Genomic DNA, 19,138 nt, shown 5'->3' with positions numbered 1-19,138 from the left:
TCATTCACAAAAAAAGAGGTATTTTTGAGGATGTATTGGAGTGAACTTAGGCTGTATAATTATACATCTCAATATTTCATATTAATTAGGATAATAGTTGGTAAATGATATGATTGAAACAATAGATATAATAAACTAATCTAGTACTGTACTGCTTACTAAAGAATATATTTTTATGGTATAAGAATTTTTTAGAGAGTGGTTCTATAGGAGGGAATAAAAAAGTAATTTTATAATATTATTTGTAACCATTAGATGTCTATTATGAAATCTTTTATGGACTATACTTGTAAAAATGTTATTAAGTATTTACAATATTTTCTTGCAATTTGTTTGGAAAAGTTATATATTTATAACATGAGGTGTTATAAATATATAACTTTTAAGGGGTGATTTTATATGTCTAGATCAGAGCTTGGTGTTAAAGCAAATCTTGTTTCAGAATTACTGATGCTATCCTATTTCTTTATAAACTTATTATTAGAAAAGTTTATTTTTAAAGGAGAAGGTATTTGGATTACTTTTATAATCTTATTAGTTTTTTGGGTATTTGACTCCATGTATAATAAAAAATATAATGATTTAGTTGATGAGGCATCAAAACTTATGTTATTAAAGGTTGATCAAATTGCATCAAAAATAATGCTGTACTCTATATTTGTAATAGCTGTTCTCTTTTCAGCTAATCATGCAAGAGCTTTGGATATATCAAATTTGGATATAGGTATAATTCTATTAGCAGTTTTATTTATACAATCGTTATCTAAATTAATTTTGTATATATATTTTGATAAAAGAGGGATATGTAATTAAGTAATTATATTAATGAAAACAAAAACTAAAGAATATATAACTTTTAAGGAGGGCTTTTATATGTCTAAATCAGAAACTGGTGTAAAATCAAAACTCATATTGGAATTACTTGTAATAACTTATCTTTTTATAGCTGTATTAGCTACTCAGTATATTTTTAAAGGTCCAAGTACTGCATCTCTTCCAGGACTGAGTTGGTTAATAGTCTTTGGATGCTATTCAGTTTATAATAAAAAATATAATGATTTAGTTGATGAATCATCTAAATTTATACTATCAAAGGTTAATCAGATTGCAATAACAATAATGATGTATTCTATAGTTATAATAGCTATTTTCTTTGCAACACCTTATACAAGTAATATAAATATATCAAACTTGGATACTGGTATAATTCTTATTGCAGTTTTATTTATACAATCGTTATCTAAATTAATTTTGTATATATACTTTGATAAAAGGGGGATATGTAACTAAGTGGCAATATCGATGAAAACAAAAATTAAAGAATATAGAGAAAAACTCCTTATGACACAAAACGAACTTGCTAAATCAGTTGGGGTAAGACGTGAGACTATTGTACACTTAGAAAATGGAAAATATAATCCTTCGTTAAAGTTAGCGATGGATATTGCTAAAGTATTCGATACCACAGTAGAAAATTTGTTTGAATTTATTGAAGAAGATTAGTAGATAGGCTATAAACATTTATAAGATGGTTAATAAAATATAGCTATTTAATTATTAATTTTGTTAAAAATATTTATATATAATATAATGTATGAGTAAAGTTAGGTTGTAATTATTTTAAGATAAGAAGACTACTGTAAATGATAAAAATTAGTGAATATACAGCCAATTAATAAATAATAGATAAAACTTTAAAGTTTAGATGTGAGGATGAGGTATGGTTTTACAGTAGTTCACACTTTTAATTAAGACTTAAAATGGAAACCATATACATACATGCACTATTTACTGAAAGTGGACTAGATAAAAAAATAATAAGTGATTTAAGAAAGTATCTCATATACTATATAAGCATTATTTTAGGTGACCTATTTATAGGTCATTTTTTATGTATATAAATGATAATAATACTAATATTTAAAATAGGTTTTAAAGAAATAAAATATCCAGATTGAAAAATGGATTAATGTTAATAAAAAAATTATATGTATAAAAATAGGTATAATTATAGAAAAAAACAATAATAAAATAAGCTGTTATAGAAAAATACAATTATATAGATTATTGTCGAATCGTTGACTATAAGAATAATAACATTTAAAATGAACATGGAGAATATGAGGGAGGAATCAATATGAAGAGGAAAATAGCAGCTATTTTATTAATTGTAGCAATATCATTATCACTTGTAGCTTGTAGCAATGATAGCACAGCAAAAAGTGATAAATTAGAGGATACATTAGTAGTATATACTACACATGCAGAGGATATGCTAGGAGCAATCTCTGAAGAATTTAAAAAGGAAACAGGAGTTAATGTTGAATTTATAAACTTAAAAGGTGAACTAGCAGATCGTGTTAGAAGTGAAAAAGATAATCCACAAGCAGATATAATGTTTGGTGGAGATACATCTACATATATGCAATTAAAAGAAGAAGGATTATATGAAAAGACTGAACCAAGCTGGAATAATGAATTGGACAAGTCTTATAAAGATTCAGAAGGATATTGGTATGGAACTATAAAAACGCCAGTAATGATGTTTTATAACACAAAACTATTATCAGCTGATAAAGCACCAAAAGATTGGAGCGATTTAACAAAAGAAGAATATAAAGATTTAATAGTTACTAGAGACTCATTATCATCATCTATGCGTTCTACTGTTAGTAACTTAATCAATTACTATTCAACTACTAAAAGTGAAGATGAAGCTTGGAAGTACCTTGAAGATTTAAATAAAAATATAAAGAACTACTACAATAGTGGAAGTGTTATGTATTCAGCAATAGGTAAAGGTGAAGCTGCTATATCTGTTGCAGTATTAAGTGATATAATAGATAATAAAGAAAAAAATAATATGCCATTAGAAGTTGTGGATGCAGAGAGTGGTTCTGTAGTAATCACAGACTGTGTAGCAGCTCTAAAAAATGCACCACATCCAAAAGCAGCAGCTAAATTTGTAGATTTTGTTGGAAGTGCTAAGGTTCAGGCTATGATTGCAAATGATTTTAACCGTATTCCGACATTAGATTCTGCACTTAAAGATTCACCAAAGTGGATGTCGAAAGAATATAAAGCTATGGATGTAGATTGGTCTGTAATTGGAAAAAATCAGTCTAACTGGATTGAAAAATGGGAAACAGATATAATAGATAACAATAAAACTATAAAATAGCCTAATTAAATAATTTAATATTATATACAAAAATAGTGAGGATTTTCCTCGCTATTTTACGTATAAGGGAACTATGGTATCTCATAGTTTTTGTATAGCTCATACAAACAAATGATACTAATACACCAATATTAAATAAAATAGCTTTTGAGCAACTGACGAAGTAGTTGGAGATATGAAGTGATTCTTAGACGTAGTCGCTCAATTGAAGCAAATTTTTTATTATGTAAAACTTTTAATTATAGTAAAGGTACAATTTATGTGAGCAAGGAGATAAAAATGGGACTGAAAATTAGTGATTATAAATTATTATGCAATAAAGGTAGTGGCAATTTTAACGAAGATATCATAGGTTTATCACCTTATGGAGCATGGGTACTTGATGGAGCTACAGGTTTAAATAATAAGAACTTAGTCTCTACAGAAAGTGATGCCAAATGGTATGTAAGTTGGTGGAATAGTTATCTTCATGATAATGTGGGAAGAGAAGATAGCTTAAAAGTAATTATTAAAGAAGGCATTGAGGAAATAACAAAAGAGTATCGCAAATTAATAGGTGATAAAGAAATAGAAGCAATAGATATTCCTTCTTGTTCATGCTCTATATTAAAGTTTTATAAAGATAAGATAGAGTATTTACTTTTGGGAGATTGTACTTTATTAGTTAGCTATAATGAATCTGTGAAAGTTTTAAAAGATGAGACTCTATGTAGGCTTGATAAAAAAGTATTTGATTTTATGCAAGATGGCAAAGACTCTTTAAACCTTACCTTAAATGAGAGAAAAGCTAAGGCAATGCCAATTATAATAGATAATAGACTTAAGAAAAATACTGTAGGTGGATATTGGGCTTTAGAATTTTCTAAAGATGCTGTTGATAATTGTGTAAGTGGATTTATTGATATAGAATATAAAATGAAAATTATGATATCTAGTGATGGTTTTTCATGTGGATATGATAGATATAAGATTTTTGATAAAGACGAAATGATGAAAATAGCAGAAGTTAAAGGTATAGACTATATATATAGAAAAGTTAGGAAGCTAGAAAAGGATGATGAAATGGCAATAGAGTTTCCTAGATTTAAAATCTATGATGATTCATCATGTGTATATTTAGAGATTTATAAATATTAGATAATTTGTGGAGACGATATGAAGAATATAGAATTAAAAGAAATTAATCATTATTATGGAAAAGAAAAAGTATTACATGATATTAATATATCCATTAAGGAAGGAGAATTTTTTACTTTATTAGGCCCTTCTGGATGTGGTAAAACAACTATTTTAAGAATAATTGGTGGATTTATAAAACCTTCTTCTGGAAGTATTTATGTTGGTGATAAGAATATTACCAATCTAGAACCAGAAAATAGAAATATGGGGACTGTTTTTCAAAACTATGCACTGTTTCCAAATATGACTGTAGAAGAAAATGTATCTTATGGATTGAAAATAAAAAAGTTATCTAAAAAAATTATAGTGGAAAAATGTGATACTTATTTAGAATTGGCAGGAATGAAAGATTTTAAGAAAAAAAAGATTGATGAATTATCTGGTGGACAGCAACAAAGAGTAGCAGTAGCAAGAGCATTAGCTACTGAGCCTACTATGCTTTTATTAGATGAGCCAATGTCTAATCTAGATGTAGCTTTAAGAGTCAAAATGAGAGAGGAAATAAGAGAGATACAGAAAAAGATAGGTATTACTACTTTATTTATTACTCATGATCAACAAGAAGCCTTAGCTATTTCTGATAGAATAGCTATAATGGAGAAGGGGAAAGTTCTTCAAATTGGTATGCCAATGGAAGTTTACAAAAGCCCATTGAATGATTTCGTAGCAAACTTTGTAGGTACTTCAAACTGTATTGAAAAAGAGGATTATGTTAATTTCAGCATTGAAAAAGAGACAAAGCCCTATATTTATAAAAGACCTGAAGAAATGGTATTATTACAAAATACCAACCAAAGCGGATTTGTAAAAGTAAAAGTAGAATCTAAGAATTTCTTAGGTCCAATTTTAGAATATACAGTATCAAATAATGGAAAAAAGTATCAAGTAACTGAACTTAATAGACTGAATAATAGTAATAAATTAAACGTAGGGGATATGGCATATTTAGGTGTGTTACAAGGTGAACAATATGATTAAAAAAATAAACCATAGTAAATTCACACCTAAAAATATTATTTCTATTATTTTATACAGTATATTATTTTGGATTCTGATTGGATATATTATCGTTCCAATAGGTAACACTTTTGCACAAGCATTCCAAGGTGAAGGAGGATATTCTTTTGAAGTTTTCAAAGAATATTTTTCAAATACTAATAATTTAAGGGTAGTAAGTAATACTATAATTTTGGGGTTGGGTTCTGTATTCGTATGTGGAATTATGGGAATATCACTTGCCTTATATATGACATTTATTTGTGATAAACACAAAAAAATAATACATATTCTTTTACTAAGTCCAATGATGATTCCTGGAGTAATTATGGTAATTGCATGTATTCAGCTTTATGGAGAAACTGGTATAGTTACAAAATTTATAGAAATTTTACTCTCCTTTATCAACAAACCTTATGATTTTAGTGGGTTAAAGGGAATTTTATTTGTGGTTGCCTATACTCAGTATGTGTATTTTTATTTAAATGTATATGTTGCCTTAAAATATGTGGATTACTCAACAGTTGAGGCTGCAAAAGGAATGGGAGCATCAAAGCTAAGAGTATTTTTTGATGTAATATGGCCTGTTATTACACCTGCTGTTATAACCTCCACTATTATAACTTTTGCATCAGGTATTAGTTCTTTCTCAGCACCAAATCTTATAGGTGGTGGTTTTAAAGTTTTAAGTACTCAGATTGTTAGGTCTAAGGCTAATAACCATATGGATATAGCCTCAGTTCAAGTAATTACTTTATTACTAATGGGAATTGCATTTATGCTTTTGTTACAGTATTATGGCAAAAAATATGGAGTAGTATCATCTCTAAAATCTCAAAGTTATAAAGTCGATAATAGAAAAAAAGACTTATTTACATTTGTATGTAAGATTATTATTGAAATACAAATTATTATGATTATGCTTCCTATAATTACTATTGTATACTTATCATTTGTAAGTACACATTCAATTATGACAACCATATTTCCTAGGGACTTTACACTGGAAAACTACCAGATGATTTTCCAAAAATCACGTGTACTACAGCCTATTTTAAACAGTTTGAAAATGTCTTTAATGGCAGTAGCATTAGGGTTGATAATTACTGTACCAGTATCATATTTAGTAATTAAAAAGGATAATACACATAATCGACTAGCAAAATTTATTATAATGTTACCTTGGAGTATGCCTGCAAGTGCCATTGCAGTTAACCTAATTAATACATTTAATCAAAAAAGTATATTTGCTTTTAATGAATTCTTAATAGGTGGTTTTTATATTTTACCTATAGCATATACAATTTATGCCTTGCCATTACTATTTTCATCCAATGAAGTTGCTATGAAGTCAATAAATTTAGGACTAGAAGAATCATCAAGGAGTTTAGGTGCTGGAAAGATACAAACCTTTTATAATGTAATAATACCAAATATGATGCCAGGAATAATTTCAGGAGCTATATTAGTATTCATTCGTACAATTGGAGAATATACAATGTCAGCCTTGCTTTATGGCGTTTACAATAGACCTATTTCAATTTCTATTGTAACTAATATGCAAGAATTTAAGATAGGAGTATCTATGGCTTATGGTGTATTAGTAATTGGTATATGTTATATAGCATTAGGAATAATTTTTAAATTGGATAAAAAAAGATTTACATAAAATAACAGATACTAATTTATAAATTAGTGGTTAGAAAACCAAGTCTCTTCATTTCTTAGAACTGAACTTAAGGAGTGTAATTTTGGTGTTTTATGTCAAGATTATGTGAATAAAAAATTAGATAATTGTGAGTATGATTCCTATAAATCATATCTGCTATTGAAATCTACAAAAAGATATTGGCTAAATAGCTAATATCTTTTTAATTTTTTGATACAAATATAGTATTAACTGTAGTGTTAGTATTTTAAAATTTATAGCTATAGGTATGTAAAATATAACATCTATATAAAATATGTTATTATTGCCTGTTAATTTTTTAGTAAATAAAAGTAGGATATTTGATATGCCTTATATCTTTTGATAAATTAGATGATATAACTATAGGATAGAATTTAAATGAATACTTACAAAGAACCGTAATTATTAGAGTCAGCTTTTAAGCTTATTGAGTATTGATAACAAATAACTTTAAGAAATTAGGACATTAAATGATTTCATAAAATTTTGTAATTTAGTATATCTTTGCTTTATGAACTATTATTCCAGTTTATAATATTAATTTGTTAGAATGTAATAATTTGAAACACTAAAGGCATTGTAATTGTATTTATCTAATTGATTATTATAAATAATTAGGAAAGATAAGTCATGTTAAAACAGTTAAGAAGAGAAGTTGTACCTAAGAAATATAATTAACTATGATACAGACTTCTAAAAACTCCTTATTGAAAAGGAACTAAGAATATATAATAAAAGTTCCTTTTCAATAAGGAAAACGATTGTTATTTTCTGACTTTTATTACCCTGATATTATTTAAATATAAACAATAACAAAACCAATAACAAATAAATCAAAATTAAAAATATCAGGAGGTACAATATGTTAATAAATATGAAGGAAATGTTACAAGTGGCACAAGAAAATCAATTCGCTGTACCAGCATTTAATATAGGGAGTGGGCAAATACTTAAAGCGGTAGTACAGAGTGCTAATGAAAAAAATGCACCAGTAATCCTTGCAATTCACCCAAATGAGTTAAGTTTTCTAGAAGATAGTTTTGTAGCTAGTTGTATAGAAGAAGCAAATAAGAGTAAGGTACCTATGGTAATACACTTAGACCATGGAGCAAATAAAAGTCAAATATTAAGAGCTATAAGATGTGGATTTACATCAGTAATGATTGATGGGTCACATTTACAATATGAAGAAAATGTAGCTATATCTAGAGAAGTAGTAGAAATAGCAAAAGGATTAAATGTATCTGTAGAAGGAGAACTTGGCACAATAGGGACAACTGGAACATCAGGAGAAGGTGGTTCTGATGAAATAATATATACAAATCCACAATTAGCTAGGGATTTTGTTGAAAAAACAGGAGTAGACACACTAGCCATTGCAATTGGTACAGCGCATGGTATATATCCAAAAGGGTTTAAACCAAAACTTAGATTAGATTTATTAAAAGAAATAAAAGAAGTAGTAGATATACCTTTAGTCCTTCATGGAGGCTCATCAAATCCAGATGAAGAAATAGCACAAGCAGTTAAACTAGGAGTTTGTAAAGTAAATATTTCAAGTGATGTTAAATCAGCATATTATAAGAAGTGCAGAGAAGTATTAGAACAAAATCCAAGTTTATATGAACCAGATGCTATATATCCACAATGTATAGAGGCTGCAAGGGAAGTTATAGAGTTTAAAATGAATTTATTCAATGACATAGATAAATTAAAATGCTTTTCACAAAAAGAAGAATTAGTGATTGGATAATAAATTACGAGGAGGTGAGAGTCTATGATAGAGCAAATATTACGTAGTGATTGTATTGTATTAGATAAACAATTTAAAACTAAGAAAGAAGTAATTGATTATATGGCAAATCATTTGTATCATGGAAAGTATATAAATGATAAAGAAAAGTTCATAATTGATATTAATAAACGTGAAGAGGAATCACCAACCAACATGGGAAATTTAATAGCTATTCCTCATGCTAAGTCAAGTGCAGTAAATCAACCTGTGATGATGTATTTAAGAACAGATAAGGACATTGTGGATAATGATGGTCAAAAACTTAGGTCATTTTTTATGATAGCAATTCCAGAATCAGGTTTGGACGCTCATCTTAAGATTATATCTAAACTAGCTACATATTTAATGGATGAAAATCTTATTAAGAATCTACTAAATGCAGAAACTCCATATGAAATATTAAATATATTTAATTGTAAGGCTGTAGAATCAGGAGATTTAAGTAATAATCAAAGTAAAGGTCTTATAGTTGGAATAACAGGATGTCCAACAGGGATAGCTCATACTTTTATGGCAAAAAAAGCGTTAGAGGAAGCAGGACAAGAACTTGGATATGAAGTTAAAATAGAAACACATGGAGCTATAGGTATAGAAAATAAGTTAACCAAAGAGGATATAAAAAGAGCGGAGTACGTGATAATAGCTTGTGATAGAGAAATTCAAACAAGTAGATTTATAGGAAAAAAAGTATTACAAAAGAAAGTAGCAGATGCTAAGAATGTTTCACTAGCAAAAAATCTAATTATAAATGCTGAAAACGGCATGGCCAAAGAAATTAAGCCAGGTGGAAAAACTTTAGAAGATTCAAAAGAAATACTTCAAGGGTCAGAGAAAAAAGGTATTTATAAACACTTAATGAATGGTGTATCTGAAATGATTCCATTTGTAGTAATAGGTGGGATTGGTATAGCTATAGCGTTTATGTTTGGTATATTTGCATCAGACCCAACTCATGAAACATACAACCCTATAGCTGGATTCTTTGGACAACTTGGAGGCGACTCAGCATTTAAGTTATTCATACCAATACTTGCTGGTTTTATAGCTAAATCAATTGCTGGAAGGCAAGGTTTTGCTCCTGCTATGATAGCTGGTTTTATGGCAGTTATTGGAGGTTCAGGATTCCTAGGGGGTATGGTAGCAGGATTCGCAACAGGATATATAGCTTTAGGAGTAATGAAGATAACAGAAAATTTACCAGATGTATTAAAGGGAGTAAATGCCGTACTGATATGTCCATTGTTGATTGCATTCACAAGTGGGGCTATAATGTTCTTCATAGTTAATACGCCAGCATCATGGTTAAATGAAGCTTTACAGTCATGGTTACAAAGTATGTCTGGAACTAATAAAATATTATTAGGAGCAATATTAGCAGGAATGATGGCATCAGATATGGGAGGTCCTATTAATAAAACAGCTTCAGCATTTGGATTAGCTATGTTCTCTAGTAATGTATTTGAACCATCAGCAGCATTAATGGTAGGTGGAATGGTACCTCCATTAGCAATAGCATTAGCTATGTTAATATTTAAAAATAAGTTTACTAAAGAAGAAAGAAAGTCAGCACTGCCAACTGCTATAATGGGTGCATCTTTTATAACAGAAGGAGCAATACCATTTGCAGCTGCAGACCCATTAAGAATGATTCCAGCAAATATAATTGGTTCTTGTATAGGTGGGGCAATATGTATGAGTTTAGATATAACCTTGATGGCACCACATGGAGGAATATTTGTAATACCATTTGCATGTAGTGCACCAGTTGCGTATATAGCTTGCATATTAGCTGGAACAGTAATAACAACATTAATTATAGGGATAACAAAACCTACTGTAAAGAGTGAAAGTAGTGAATTTGAATTAATTAGCGCTTAAATTATAAATAAGATTGAAAATAAGGATATTGAGAAGTAGTCAGCTACATCTCAATATCCTTACTTTTTATTTTGAAATTATATTATATATTATATTAATTTTGTAAAGTGTATCATAAATTCTTTTATGATACAGAAGTATCTTAGTATTCTTACATAGTGATAAAATATGCTAAAATGGTACTTAATAGAAATATCAAAAAATAGGTAGGGGGCATAAGTATGCTTGTATCAAGACAAATTGAATTTCTTAAATTGATATTAAATGAAAATGAATATAAACCTATAAAATACTTTAAAGATAAGTTAAATGTATCAGACAAAACATTACAAAAAGATTTGAAGATTATTGAGATATATCTAGAAACTTTTAATATAAAAATTGATATAAAAAGAGGTTGTGGAATATTAATCGAAGCTTCAGCAAAGAAAAATATAGACCTAATTAATAGTTTAAATATACAACCAAAGGGAAATAAATCTTTATCAGTAGAGCAAAGAAGAATGGAAATTTTAAAATATCTATTATTAAATTCAAGTAATATAACTTCAATAAATCAGTTATCGGATAAATATTATGTAAGTAAAACTTCTATAGTAAATGATTTTAAATATATAGAGGAATGGATAAAAGAATATAATTTAAAACTTAATAAAACCTTAGAGGGAACTAAAATTATAGGTAAAGAAGTAGATATAAGGAAATCGATTGCTAAGATGGTAGATGATTTATTAGATGAAAATTATGAACAGCATGATATATCTGAGTTAACAAGATTAGATTCTGCTACATTTAGTGCATTGATAAATTTATTTGATATTGATTCCATCATATTTGTAGAAACTATAATTACAGAATTGGAAAACAATTTAGGCTATGTTATAAGTCAGCCCTACTATATAAATTTAATTACGCATATACTTATATGTTTAAAGAGAGTTAAAGAAGGTAATCAAATAGAGTTTCAGGAAGAAAAGGAAGTTTCCATATGTAATTTGGATGAGTTAGTATATCAAAAAGTCACTACACTTATAGGTAAAATAGAAAATAGATATGGAGTAAAAATAACTAAAGATGAAATTAAATATATATATATTTATTTAGTATCATCTGGATTTAGTAGCGAAAGTAATAGGAGTTGCAATGATGAATCATATATATTAAGTGACAGTGAAAAAGTATCATCTATAATGATAGAGAATATGTCACAGTTTTTAAATATAAGTCTTAGAGATGATGAACTATTACAAAAAAGTCTAGTATCTCATGTAAGGCACATGTTAAACAGATTAAGATATGATATCCAAATAAAAAACCCATTATTAGAAGAGATACAAGAGAGATTTTCGGAGGTATTGGGATTGTGCATGATGACTATAAACATTATGAAAGAACATTATAATCTTAAGGATATTAGTATAGATGAAGTTTCGTATATTGCTACATATTTTCAAGCGGCTATAGAAAGAAATATGAGTAGTAAGAGAGTAATAGTAGTTTGCAATACAGGATATGGAACATCTCAGCTTCTTGCAGCTAGATTAAAAAGAGAATTTCCTGAGTGGACTATAGTTGATATAATTCCTATGCATCAGTTGAATAAGCGAAATTTAGATGATGTAGATTTTGTAATATCTACTGTAAATTTAGATTTGAGAGACAAATTACATATAGTTGTATCAGTGCTATTAATGGAAAGTGATATCAATAATATAAAAAATGCTTTACTTAATAAACCTAGGAAGAGTATGAACTTAGATACAAATTTATTAGGAGTGTATTTAAAAGATAATATATATTTTAATCTTGATGTAAGCCAGATGGGAAGTTTAATAGGTATGAATTTAAGCAGTAAATATGATTCTATCTCATTAGGAAAAGATTTAAATATATATATATGCAATCAAAGTAAAGTAAATAAGGTAATAATGAATGTTGATAATGTTAATAGAGTGATTAATCTTTATTTAGAAACTAGTAATCATAGTTTTTTAAAGCATATACTGATTGAAGTATCAAATCTATATAGGCAAAAAAACTATGTAAATTATATAATAGATTGCGAAAGAGAAGAGGATATTAAAATATTATTTGATAATAATGTACTGGAGAAAATAAATGGAAATTAGAGATATATTAAGCGAAGAAAGTATTATTTTAGACTTAAAATCAACTACAAAAGAAGGCATAATACAAGAATTAGTAGATAAATTATACGATAAAGGAAGTATAACTTCAAAAAGCAAGTTCATAAAATCACTAAAGCATAGAGAGAAAATAGGCTCTACAAGTATAGGTTATCAGATGGCTATGCCACATGGAAAGACAAAGTATGTGAAGAAAGTATCTGTAGTAATAGGTAAATCTAGAGAAGGTGTAGATTGGCCAAGTATAGATGGCTTGCCTGTAAAAGTAATAATTATGTTTGCTATGCCACAATCTGAAAGCAATGAGGATATAATATTAATATCTAAAATAGCTTATATTTTAGGTGGTAAATATGTAAGTGAAAAGCTTTTAAATGCACATACTAAAAAAGAAATACTAGATGTGTTTTATGAAGCTTAAATATTATATAAACTATAAATTTGAATTTATTTTTGGATATTGAATTAATATAAAAGAACCTGGTGAAATCTACATGGATTATAATTTTTATAAAAAATATATTTATTTAAAATGTGCATCTGATTGGGGATGTGCTTTTTTGTTGTTTGTTATAACTACAAATGAAAGATAACAATTATGAGGATTTTTCAAAACTTAACCCATAAAGACATAAAATGTGTTGTTATAGGTGCCTATTCTAAATATGTATCAAGTTATGAAGGTGGTTATTAGGCTTAAATAAAAGAAAGTTACTATATGAAAACAATAATGCTTTAAAATCTATGAAAAGCTTGTGTAATAGAAATGGTAAAAATTTAATGGTAATCAAATTCTTTACCAATGAATATAAAAAATAGCTATGTGTTATAATAGTTTAAACTAATGAACGAAAGGTAGATAAAAGCATATGAGATATAAGCATATAATTGAAGTTAATAAAGAACTTTGTATTGGATGTGGACTTTGCAAAAATGATTGTCCAGTAAATAATATAGATATAAAAAATAAAAAATCAGTAATTAAAAATCAAGACTGTCTAATGTGTGGACATTGTGCAGCGATTTGTCCAAAAGAAGCTATTACACTGACAGGGTTTGATGAACCACCAATAGAACTTACAAATAGGCCAAAATTAGACTCAGATGAATTATTAATGGCAATTAAATCTAGAAGAAGTATTCGTAAATTCAAAGATAAAGAAGTTTCTCCAGAAATTGTAAAGCAAATTATTGAGGCAGGTAGGTATACACCTAGTGCTAAAAATTCACAAGATGTATCATATATTGTTTTGGATAATAAAAAAGCAATATATGAAAAGGAAGCAGTGAAATTTTTTAGAAAAATAAAACCTATTGCAAATATTGCTGTTAAATATTCAAAGGAAGTTTCGATTGATGATAACTTTTTTTTCAAGAATGCTCCTACTGCAATAATTATAGTTACAAAAGATAAGATTAGTGGTTCACTTGCAGCATCAAATATGGCACTAATGGCAGAATCTTATGGTCTAGGAGTTTTATTTAGTGGATATTTTTCAGATGTAGCAAATAATTCACCAAAGTTAAAAAAACTTTTAGGTCTAAAACACAGGGATCATGTACTTATGACACTAGTGATTGGATATCCAGATGTTAAATATAGACGTACAGCACAAAAAGAATCAGCAAATGTTAAGTACTTATAAGAAGTGGAGGATTTTATGGAAAAAGAATGTCAGCAAAGAATACAAGAAATAACATCTAAATTTAAAGAATGTCGTAAAGCTATTTCTGCTATGGGTGATGAAACTAGACAGTTGATTTTAATTACACTTCTAGAGAGTGATTTTAATGGAATAAGAGTGGGAGAAATTACAGAAAAAACACATCTTTCTCGTCCTGCTGTATCTCATCATCTTAAAATATTGAAAGAAGCAGAAATTGTCAATGTACGTAGAGAAGGAACAAAAAACTATTATTATCTTGATTCAAAAGAATCACAATGGAAATCACTAACAGAATTAATAAATCTTATATTTATTGGAATACAACATATTGGTGAAAATGATGCAAGAAAAGGTGAGTAAAATAATTTAACAAAAAGGGAGTATCTCAAAACTAACTTTTTAGTTCATGAGGTTCTCTTTTTTGTATGAAATCAAATATATTTCTATGATTTTAACAATGAAAAAGGGGCTTATCTCAATTTTGAGACTGCCCCTTTTATAATGGTTTAAATGGCAAAAATGTATTATTTTAAATAGTATCTTTCTTTATTCTGAGTATTATTTTTATACTCAATAGCTTCAGTAGGGCAACCACAAATACATGCCATACAATGAGTACAGTTATTTCCCCAATCTGGTTTTTGATTTTTTAAATTAATATTATTTAAAGGACATAATGCTACACATTTTCCACAGCCAATGCATTTATCAGTATAGTGAAATCCTTTGGCATGAACAATTATCTTATAAAAAGCTATGTTTGTTATACCACTTTTAATTGTACCGCCTAAGCCACTAGGGGTAATGGTTTCAAATTCATTTTCATTACGTATATCAGAAATAATTTTATATATTTGTTTATCTGCCTCTTTAATCATTTGTTTTGAGGTTTCTTTATCTGTTGTTGGAAATAAAGCTATATAATTTTCTGGCATTTTAATTTCTGCCATGCCTTTTAGTTGCCAATCTTTATATTTACATAGTTTTTTAATATAGTTTACAGCTTTTGCTGTATCTCCTCCGCAAGTCATTACAAAGTAAACTTTATTGTTTCCTAAAAATTTTGTTCTTTTTATAAAATCTGTAACTACTATTGGCAATCTCCATGCATAAGTAGGACATACGAATATGAATGGTTTATCTATTGATATTAAGTCATTTGTTTTTTCTTCTTTTATAAGTTGATTTAATGATATTAGTTCATCGTTTAATTCTTGTGCAATTTTGCGAGCTACATATCGGCTATTACCAGTACCGCTAAAATATAAAATCATAATTATATCTCCTAACTATTTTTTATGTTAATCTTTAATATTTTTTTGTAATAAAGTAATTTATGAATATATTGCATTATAATAAATATAAAATTTACTAGTTAAAGAAATTATAGCACATTAATCTTTTTTATATTTATTGGTAAAGAATTTGATTACCATTAAATAATAGTCATAGAAGATTAAATAAATGTATAGAAAACGTTGACAAAATATGTCTAATGTTTTATCATAATAATTGGAATTAGGTAGTAATTGTTTAAGTACAAGCTAAGCTTATTCATTAATAATAGCAGTATCCTAGGAAGGAGTATGCCCATTATTATGGATAAGCTTTTTTTATGCTTAAAAGGAGGATAATCATGATAATTAATAAGATATTAAACAATAATGTTGTAATCACATTAGATGAAAATGATGAAGAAATTATCGTCATGGGCAAAGGCATTGGTTATCAAAAATCAAAAGGTAGTCTAATAGATAAAACTAAAGTTAACAAAGTATTTAGAATATCAAACAAAGAAATATCAAATAAGCTACAAGAATTACTTAATAACATTCCTATAGAACACATGAAATTATCAAGTGAAATTATAGAATATGCACAGACAAAGTTAAACAAGAACTTAAATGAAAGTATTTATATATCACTAAGTGACCATACATATTCTGCAATTCAAAGAATGAAAGAAGGAATAAACGTAAAAAATGCAATACTTTGGGAAATTAAAAGATTTTACAAAGAAGAGTTTGAAATTGGAATGAAAGCACTAGACATTATCGAAAGCAAAACAGGTGTAAAATTACCCGAAGATGAAGCTGGATTTATAGCTTTTCATATAGTAAATGCCCAGCTAAGTGAAGGTCACACTTTGGCATCTGATATTACAAAGCTAATACAAGAAGTACTTAGTATAGTTAGATATCATTTTAGGATAGAATTTCATGAAGAATCAGTATTTTATTATAGATTTATAATGCATCTGAAATTCTTTGCACAGAGATTACTTTTAAATAGTGCACATGAAGGTGAAACAGATAAAGAGTTATTAAGTATTATTAAGTCTAAGTACAATAAAGAGTTTGAATGTGTAATTAAGATTAAAAATTTTATTAAAAAACAGTATAACTACATATTAACAGATGATGAACTTATATATTTAACTATACATTTAGCTAAAGTAGTTAAAGATTCAAAAATATAAGTTGAATAATCTTGTAGTAGTTTATATAGGAATAGCTATTGAAAGGAAGTGATACTAAAAAGATATACCTATGGTTGGATGGTAACATTGAGTTGGCCAAACCTTCAAATTTCAAAAATTTAATTTAAACGAAATATGGAGGAGAAAATGGGAAAATACAAACAATTAGCACAAGACATAGTAAAAAATGTTGGAGGAAAAGAAAATATTAGTGGATTAGTACACTGTATTACGAGATTACGTTTTACATTAAAAGATGAAAGTATAGCAAATGACGATGTGTTGAAAAATATGGAAGGTATTGTTACTGTAATGAAAAGTGGAGGGCAATATCAAGTAGTTATAGGAAATCATGTTGAAGCTGTATATAAAGATGTAGTTGAAATAATTGACTTAGATGACTCAAGTACAAATTCAGAAACGAAAAAGTCAGGTAGTATGTTAGATAAATGTATAGATATAATATCAGGAATTTTCCAGCCAGTATTAGGAATAATGGCAGCTTGTGGTATGTTAAAAGGTTTTAATGCTCTATTTGTAGCAATGGGACTATACAGTGATGTATCTGGTATATATATGGTAATAAATGCAACAGGAGATGCATTGTTTACATTTCTTCCTTTATTTTTAGGATATACTTCAGCTAAAAAATTTGGTTTAAAACCAATGTTAGGATTAGCACTAGGAGCTGCAATGTGTTATCCTGCTATACAAGGTAGCAGTATATCAGCAGGTACAGATGCGATGTATACTTTATTTAAAGGAACGATGTTTGCATCACCAGTATATATTGATTTCCTTGGATTACCAATAATATCAATGGATTACACTGGAACAGTTGTACCAATTATATTTATAGTGTATTTTGCATCTAGGTGTGAAAAATTATTTAACAAGTTTATTCCAGATTTAGTTAAATTCTTCTTTGTACCAATGCTCACATTATTAGTAACATTACCTGTTGCACTTATAGTTATAGGTCCTATAGCAACATTTGGTTCTACACTTATTTCACAAGTTGTACTTTCAGTAAGAGATTTTAGTCCATTATTAGCAGGTGCTATAGTAGGATTTACTTGGCAAATTCTTGTTATTTTTGGTATGCACTGGGGATTTATTCCTGTATATATAAACAATGTTATGACTTTAGGATACGATAATGTTATGATGCCATTCTTTGCTTGTACATTTGCAAGTTCAGCAGTTGTATTAGCGATATTTTTCAAGACTAAAGATAAGAAATTAAGAGAGATGGCAATACCAAACTTTATATCTGGTATATTTGGAGTTACAGAGCCAGCAATTTATGGAATATTACTACCTTTAAAGAAACCATTTATAATAAGTTGTATTGCTAGTGGTATTGGAGGAGCTTTCTATGGATTCTTTAATCTTAGAAAGTTTATAACTGGAGGTATGGGAATATTCGAACTTCCAGCGATGATTGAGCCAGATGGAGGAATGGGCAACTTAATAGTAGCTCTTTCTGGTATAGCCATATCAATGGTTGTAGCTTTTGTATTAACTATGGTTTTATATAAAGATGAGAAAAAAGAAGAAGCTAAAAAGGTAGAAAATAAGGTAAAAGAAGAAATAAAAGAAGTTAAGTCTGCTAAATTAGAAAAAGAGATAGTAGCAAGCCCTATAAAAGGAGAAGTATTAAAATTAAGCGATATAGAGGATGCGGCATTTGCATCTGGTGTACTAGGTCAAGGTGTGGCAATAATACCTAGTGATGGAAAAGTAGTTGCGCCAGTAGATGGTGTGGTTACAACTTTATTCCCAAGTTTACATGCTATAGGAATTCTTTCAGATGAAGGTGTTGAAGTACTTATTCATATTGGATTAAATACGATTCAGTTAGAAGGAAGAGGTTTTGAGGCATGTATAAAACAAGGTGACAGGATTACAAAAGGTCAAACAATACTAAAATTTGATATTAATGTAATAAAAGAGTCAGGATATAGTGTTGTAACTCCAGTTGTTATTACAAATTCATCACAGTTTTTAGATGTAGTAGAAACAGAAAGTAAAAATACTGAATTAGAAGATAATCTGATTACAGTTATATTTTAGTAAAATATTAAAGTATTAATAAAAGACTAAAGTATTCGCATAGGTTAATG

Annotated in this window: 16 protein-coding genes; 15 read left to right on the top strand and 1 reads right to left on the bottom strand. The window is 28.0% G+C overall.

Going from position 1 to position 19,138, the window contains the following annotated elements; genetic code table 11:
- Positions 1-399 precede the first annotated feature (399 nt).
- From ACTG48_RS17435 to ACTG48_RS17375, 13 genes are all read left to right on the top strand, one after another.
- A complete protein-coding gene (locus tag ACTG48_RS17435; protein WP_479917533.1) occupies positions 400-813 on the top strand; it encodes a hypothetical protein in 414 nt (137 codons plus the stop codon).
- Between the two features lie 60 nt (positions 814-873).
- Positions 874-1,290 carry a hypothetical protein gene (locus ACTG48_RS17430; protein ID WP_479917532.1) on the top strand — a complete coding sequence of 139 codons (417 nt, stop codon included), beginning with the start codon at positions 874-876 and terminating at the stop codon, positions 1,288-1,290.
- A 12-nt stretch (positions 1,291-1,302) separates the two neighbouring features.
- A complete protein-coding gene (locus ACTG48_RS17425; RefSeq protein ID WP_021386112.1) occupies positions 1,303-1,503 on the top strand; it encodes a helix-turn-helix transcriptional regulator in 201 nt (66 codons plus the stop codon).
- A gap of 634 nt (positions 1,504-2,137) precedes the next feature.
- Positions 2,138-3,181, top strand: coding sequence for an extracellular solute-binding protein (locus ACTG48_RS17420; RefSeq protein WP_479917531.1), 1,044 nt, complete (start codon positions 2,138-2,140; stop codon positions 3,179-3,181).
- 279 nt (positions 3,182-3,460) lie between these two features.
- Positions 3,461-4,318 carry a hypothetical protein gene (locus ACTG48_RS17415; RefSeq protein WP_479917530.1) on the top strand — a complete coding sequence of 286 codons (858 nt, stop codon included), beginning with the start codon at positions 3,461-3,463 and terminating at the stop codon, positions 4,316-4,318.
- Between the two features lie 18 nt (positions 4,319-4,336).
- Complete coding sequence (locus ACTG48_RS17410; RefSeq protein WP_479917529.1) at positions 4,337-5,338, top strand: ABC transporter ATP-binding protein; 1,002 nt, start codon at positions 4,337-4,339, stop codon at positions 5,336-5,338.
- The gene (locus ACTG48_RS17405; protein ID WP_479917528.1) at positions 5,331-7,025 is read left to right on the top strand and encodes an ABC transporter permease; all 1,695 of its coding nucleotides are present in this window, start codon (positions 5,331-5,333) and stop codon (positions 7,023-7,025) included. The genes ACTG48_RS17410 and ACTG48_RS17405 overlap by 8 nt, the downstream gene beginning before the upstream one ends.
- An 883-nt stretch (positions 7,026-7,908) precedes the next feature.
- Positions 7,909-8,799 (top strand): ketose-bisphosphate aldolase, encoded by an 891-nt coding sequence (locus tag ACTG48_RS17400; RefSeq protein ID WP_479917527.1) that lies wholly within the window; start codon positions 7,909-7,911, stop codon positions 8,797-8,799.
- 24 nt (positions 8,800-8,823) lie between these two features.
- Entirely contained in the window at positions 8,824-10,719 is a 1,896-nt protein-coding gene (locus ACTG48_RS17395) for a PTS fructose transporter subunit IIABC (protein ID WP_479917526.1), read from the top strand.
- 221 nt (positions 10,720-10,940) lie between these two features.
- A complete protein-coding gene (locus ACTG48_RS17390; protein ID WP_479917525.1) occupies positions 10,941-12,848 on the top strand; it encodes a BglG family transcription antiterminator in 1,908 nt (635 codons plus the stop codon).
- Entirely contained in the window at positions 12,838-13,287 is a 450-nt protein-coding gene (locus tag ACTG48_RS17385; RefSeq protein WP_479917524.1) for a PTS sugar transporter subunit IIA, read from the top strand. Before ACTG48_RS17390 ends, ACTG48_RS17385 begins: the two co-directional genes overlap by 11 nt.
- Positions 13,288-13,735: 448 nt before the next feature.
- Complete coding sequence (locus tag ACTG48_RS17380; protein WP_479917523.1) at positions 13,736-14,512, top strand: nitroreductase family protein; 777 nt, start codon at positions 13,736-13,738, stop codon at positions 14,510-14,512.
- Positions 14,513-14,527: 15 nt separating this feature from the next.
- Positions 14,528-14,893, top strand: coding sequence for an ArsR/SmtB family transcription factor (locus ACTG48_RS17375; RefSeq protein WP_479917522.1), 366 nt, complete (start codon positions 14,528-14,530; stop codon positions 14,891-14,893).
- A gap of 164 nt (positions 14,894-15,057) precedes the next feature.
- Here ACTG48_RS17375 and ACTG48_RS17370 read toward each other — a convergent pair whose 3' ends face one another.
- Complete coding sequence (locus ACTG48_RS17370; protein ID WP_479917521.1) at positions 15,058-15,807, bottom strand: EFR1 family ferrodoxin; 750 nt, start codon at positions 15,805-15,807, stop codon at positions 15,058-15,060.
- A gap of 362 nt (positions 15,808-16,169) precedes the next feature.
- On the opposite strand from ACTG48_RS17370, the gene licT reads away from it, so the two are divergent.
- Both licT and ACTG48_RS17360 read left to right on the top strand, forming a co-directional pair.
- Positions 16,170-17,012, top strand: a complete 843-nt coding sequence (gene licT, locus ACTG48_RS17365; RefSeq protein WP_479917520.1) for a BglG family transcription antiterminator LicT — start codon at positions 16,170-16,172, stop codon at positions 17,010-17,012.
- Positions 17,013-17,159: 147 nt separating this feature from the next.
- Positions 17,160-19,088 (top strand): beta-glucoside-specific PTS transporter subunit IIABC, encoded by a 1,929-nt coding sequence (locus ACTG48_RS17360; RefSeq protein WP_479917519.1) that lies wholly within the window; start codon positions 17,160-17,162, stop codon positions 19,086-19,088.
- The last annotated feature ends 50 nt before the right edge of the window (positions 19,089-19,138 follow it).

Source organism: Clostridioides sp. LIBA-6822, from assembly GCF_056688955.1.
This window is presented reverse-complemented; position numbering and strand designations above follow the sequence as displayed.

Bases quoted from the DNA above. Each gene is read 5' to 3' on its own strand.
- ACTG48_RS17435 (WP_479917533.1), top strand. From the start codon at position 400: ATGTCTAGATCAGAGCTTGGTGTTAAAGCAAATCTTGTTTCAGAATTA.
- ACTG48_RS17430 (WP_479917532.1), top strand. From the start codon at position 874: ATGTCTAAATCAGAAACTGGTGTAAAATCAAAACTCATATTGGAATTA.
- ACTG48_RS17425 (WP_021386112.1), top strand. From the start codon at position 1,303: ATGAAAACAAAAATTAAAGAATATAGAGAAAAACTCCTTATGACACAA.
- ACTG48_RS17420 (WP_479917531.1), top strand. From the start codon at position 2,138: ATGAAGAGGAAAATAGCAGCTATTTTATTAATTGTAGCAATATCATTA.
- ACTG48_RS17415 (WP_479917530.1), top strand. From the start codon at position 3,461: ATGGGACTGAAAATTAGTGATTATAAATTATTATGCAATAAAGGTAGT.
- ACTG48_RS17410 (WP_479917529.1), top strand. From the start codon at position 4,337: ATGAAGAATATAGAATTAAAAGAAATTAATCATTATTATGGAAAAGAA.
- ACTG48_RS17405 (WP_479917528.1), top strand. From the start codon at position 5,331: ATGATTAAAAAAATAAACCATAGTAAATTCACACCTAAAAATATTATT.
- ACTG48_RS17400 (WP_479917527.1), top strand. From the start codon at position 7,909: ATGTTAATAAATATGAAGGAAATGTTACAAGTGGCACAAGAAAATCAA.
- ACTG48_RS17395 (WP_479917526.1), top strand. From the start codon at position 8,824: ATGATAGAGCAAATATTACGTAGTGATTGTATTGTATTAGATAAACAA.
- ACTG48_RS17390 (WP_479917525.1), top strand. From the start codon at position 10,941: ATGCTTGTATCAAGACAAATTGAATTTCTTAAATTGATATTAAATGAA.
- ACTG48_RS17385 (WP_479917524.1), top strand. From the start codon at position 12,838: ATGGAAATTAGAGATATATTAAGCGAAGAAAGTATTATTTTAGACTTA.
- ACTG48_RS17380 (WP_479917523.1), top strand. From the start codon at position 13,736: ATGAGATATAAGCATATAATTGAAGTTAATAAAGAACTTTGTATTGGA.
- ACTG48_RS17375 (WP_479917522.1), top strand. From the start codon at position 14,528: ATGGAAAAAGAATGTCAGCAAAGAATACAAGAAATAACATCTAAATTT.
- ACTG48_RS17370 (WP_479917521.1), bottom strand. From the start codon at position 15,807: ATGATTTTATATTTTAGCGGTACTGGTAATAGCCGATATGTAGCTCGC.
- licT (WP_479917520.1), top strand. From the start codon at position 16,170: ATGATAATTAATAAGATATTAAACAATAATGTTGTAATCACATTAGAT.
- ACTG48_RS17360 (WP_479917519.1), top strand. From the start codon at position 17,160: ATGGGAAAATACAAACAATTAGCACAAGACATAGTAAAAAATGTTGGA.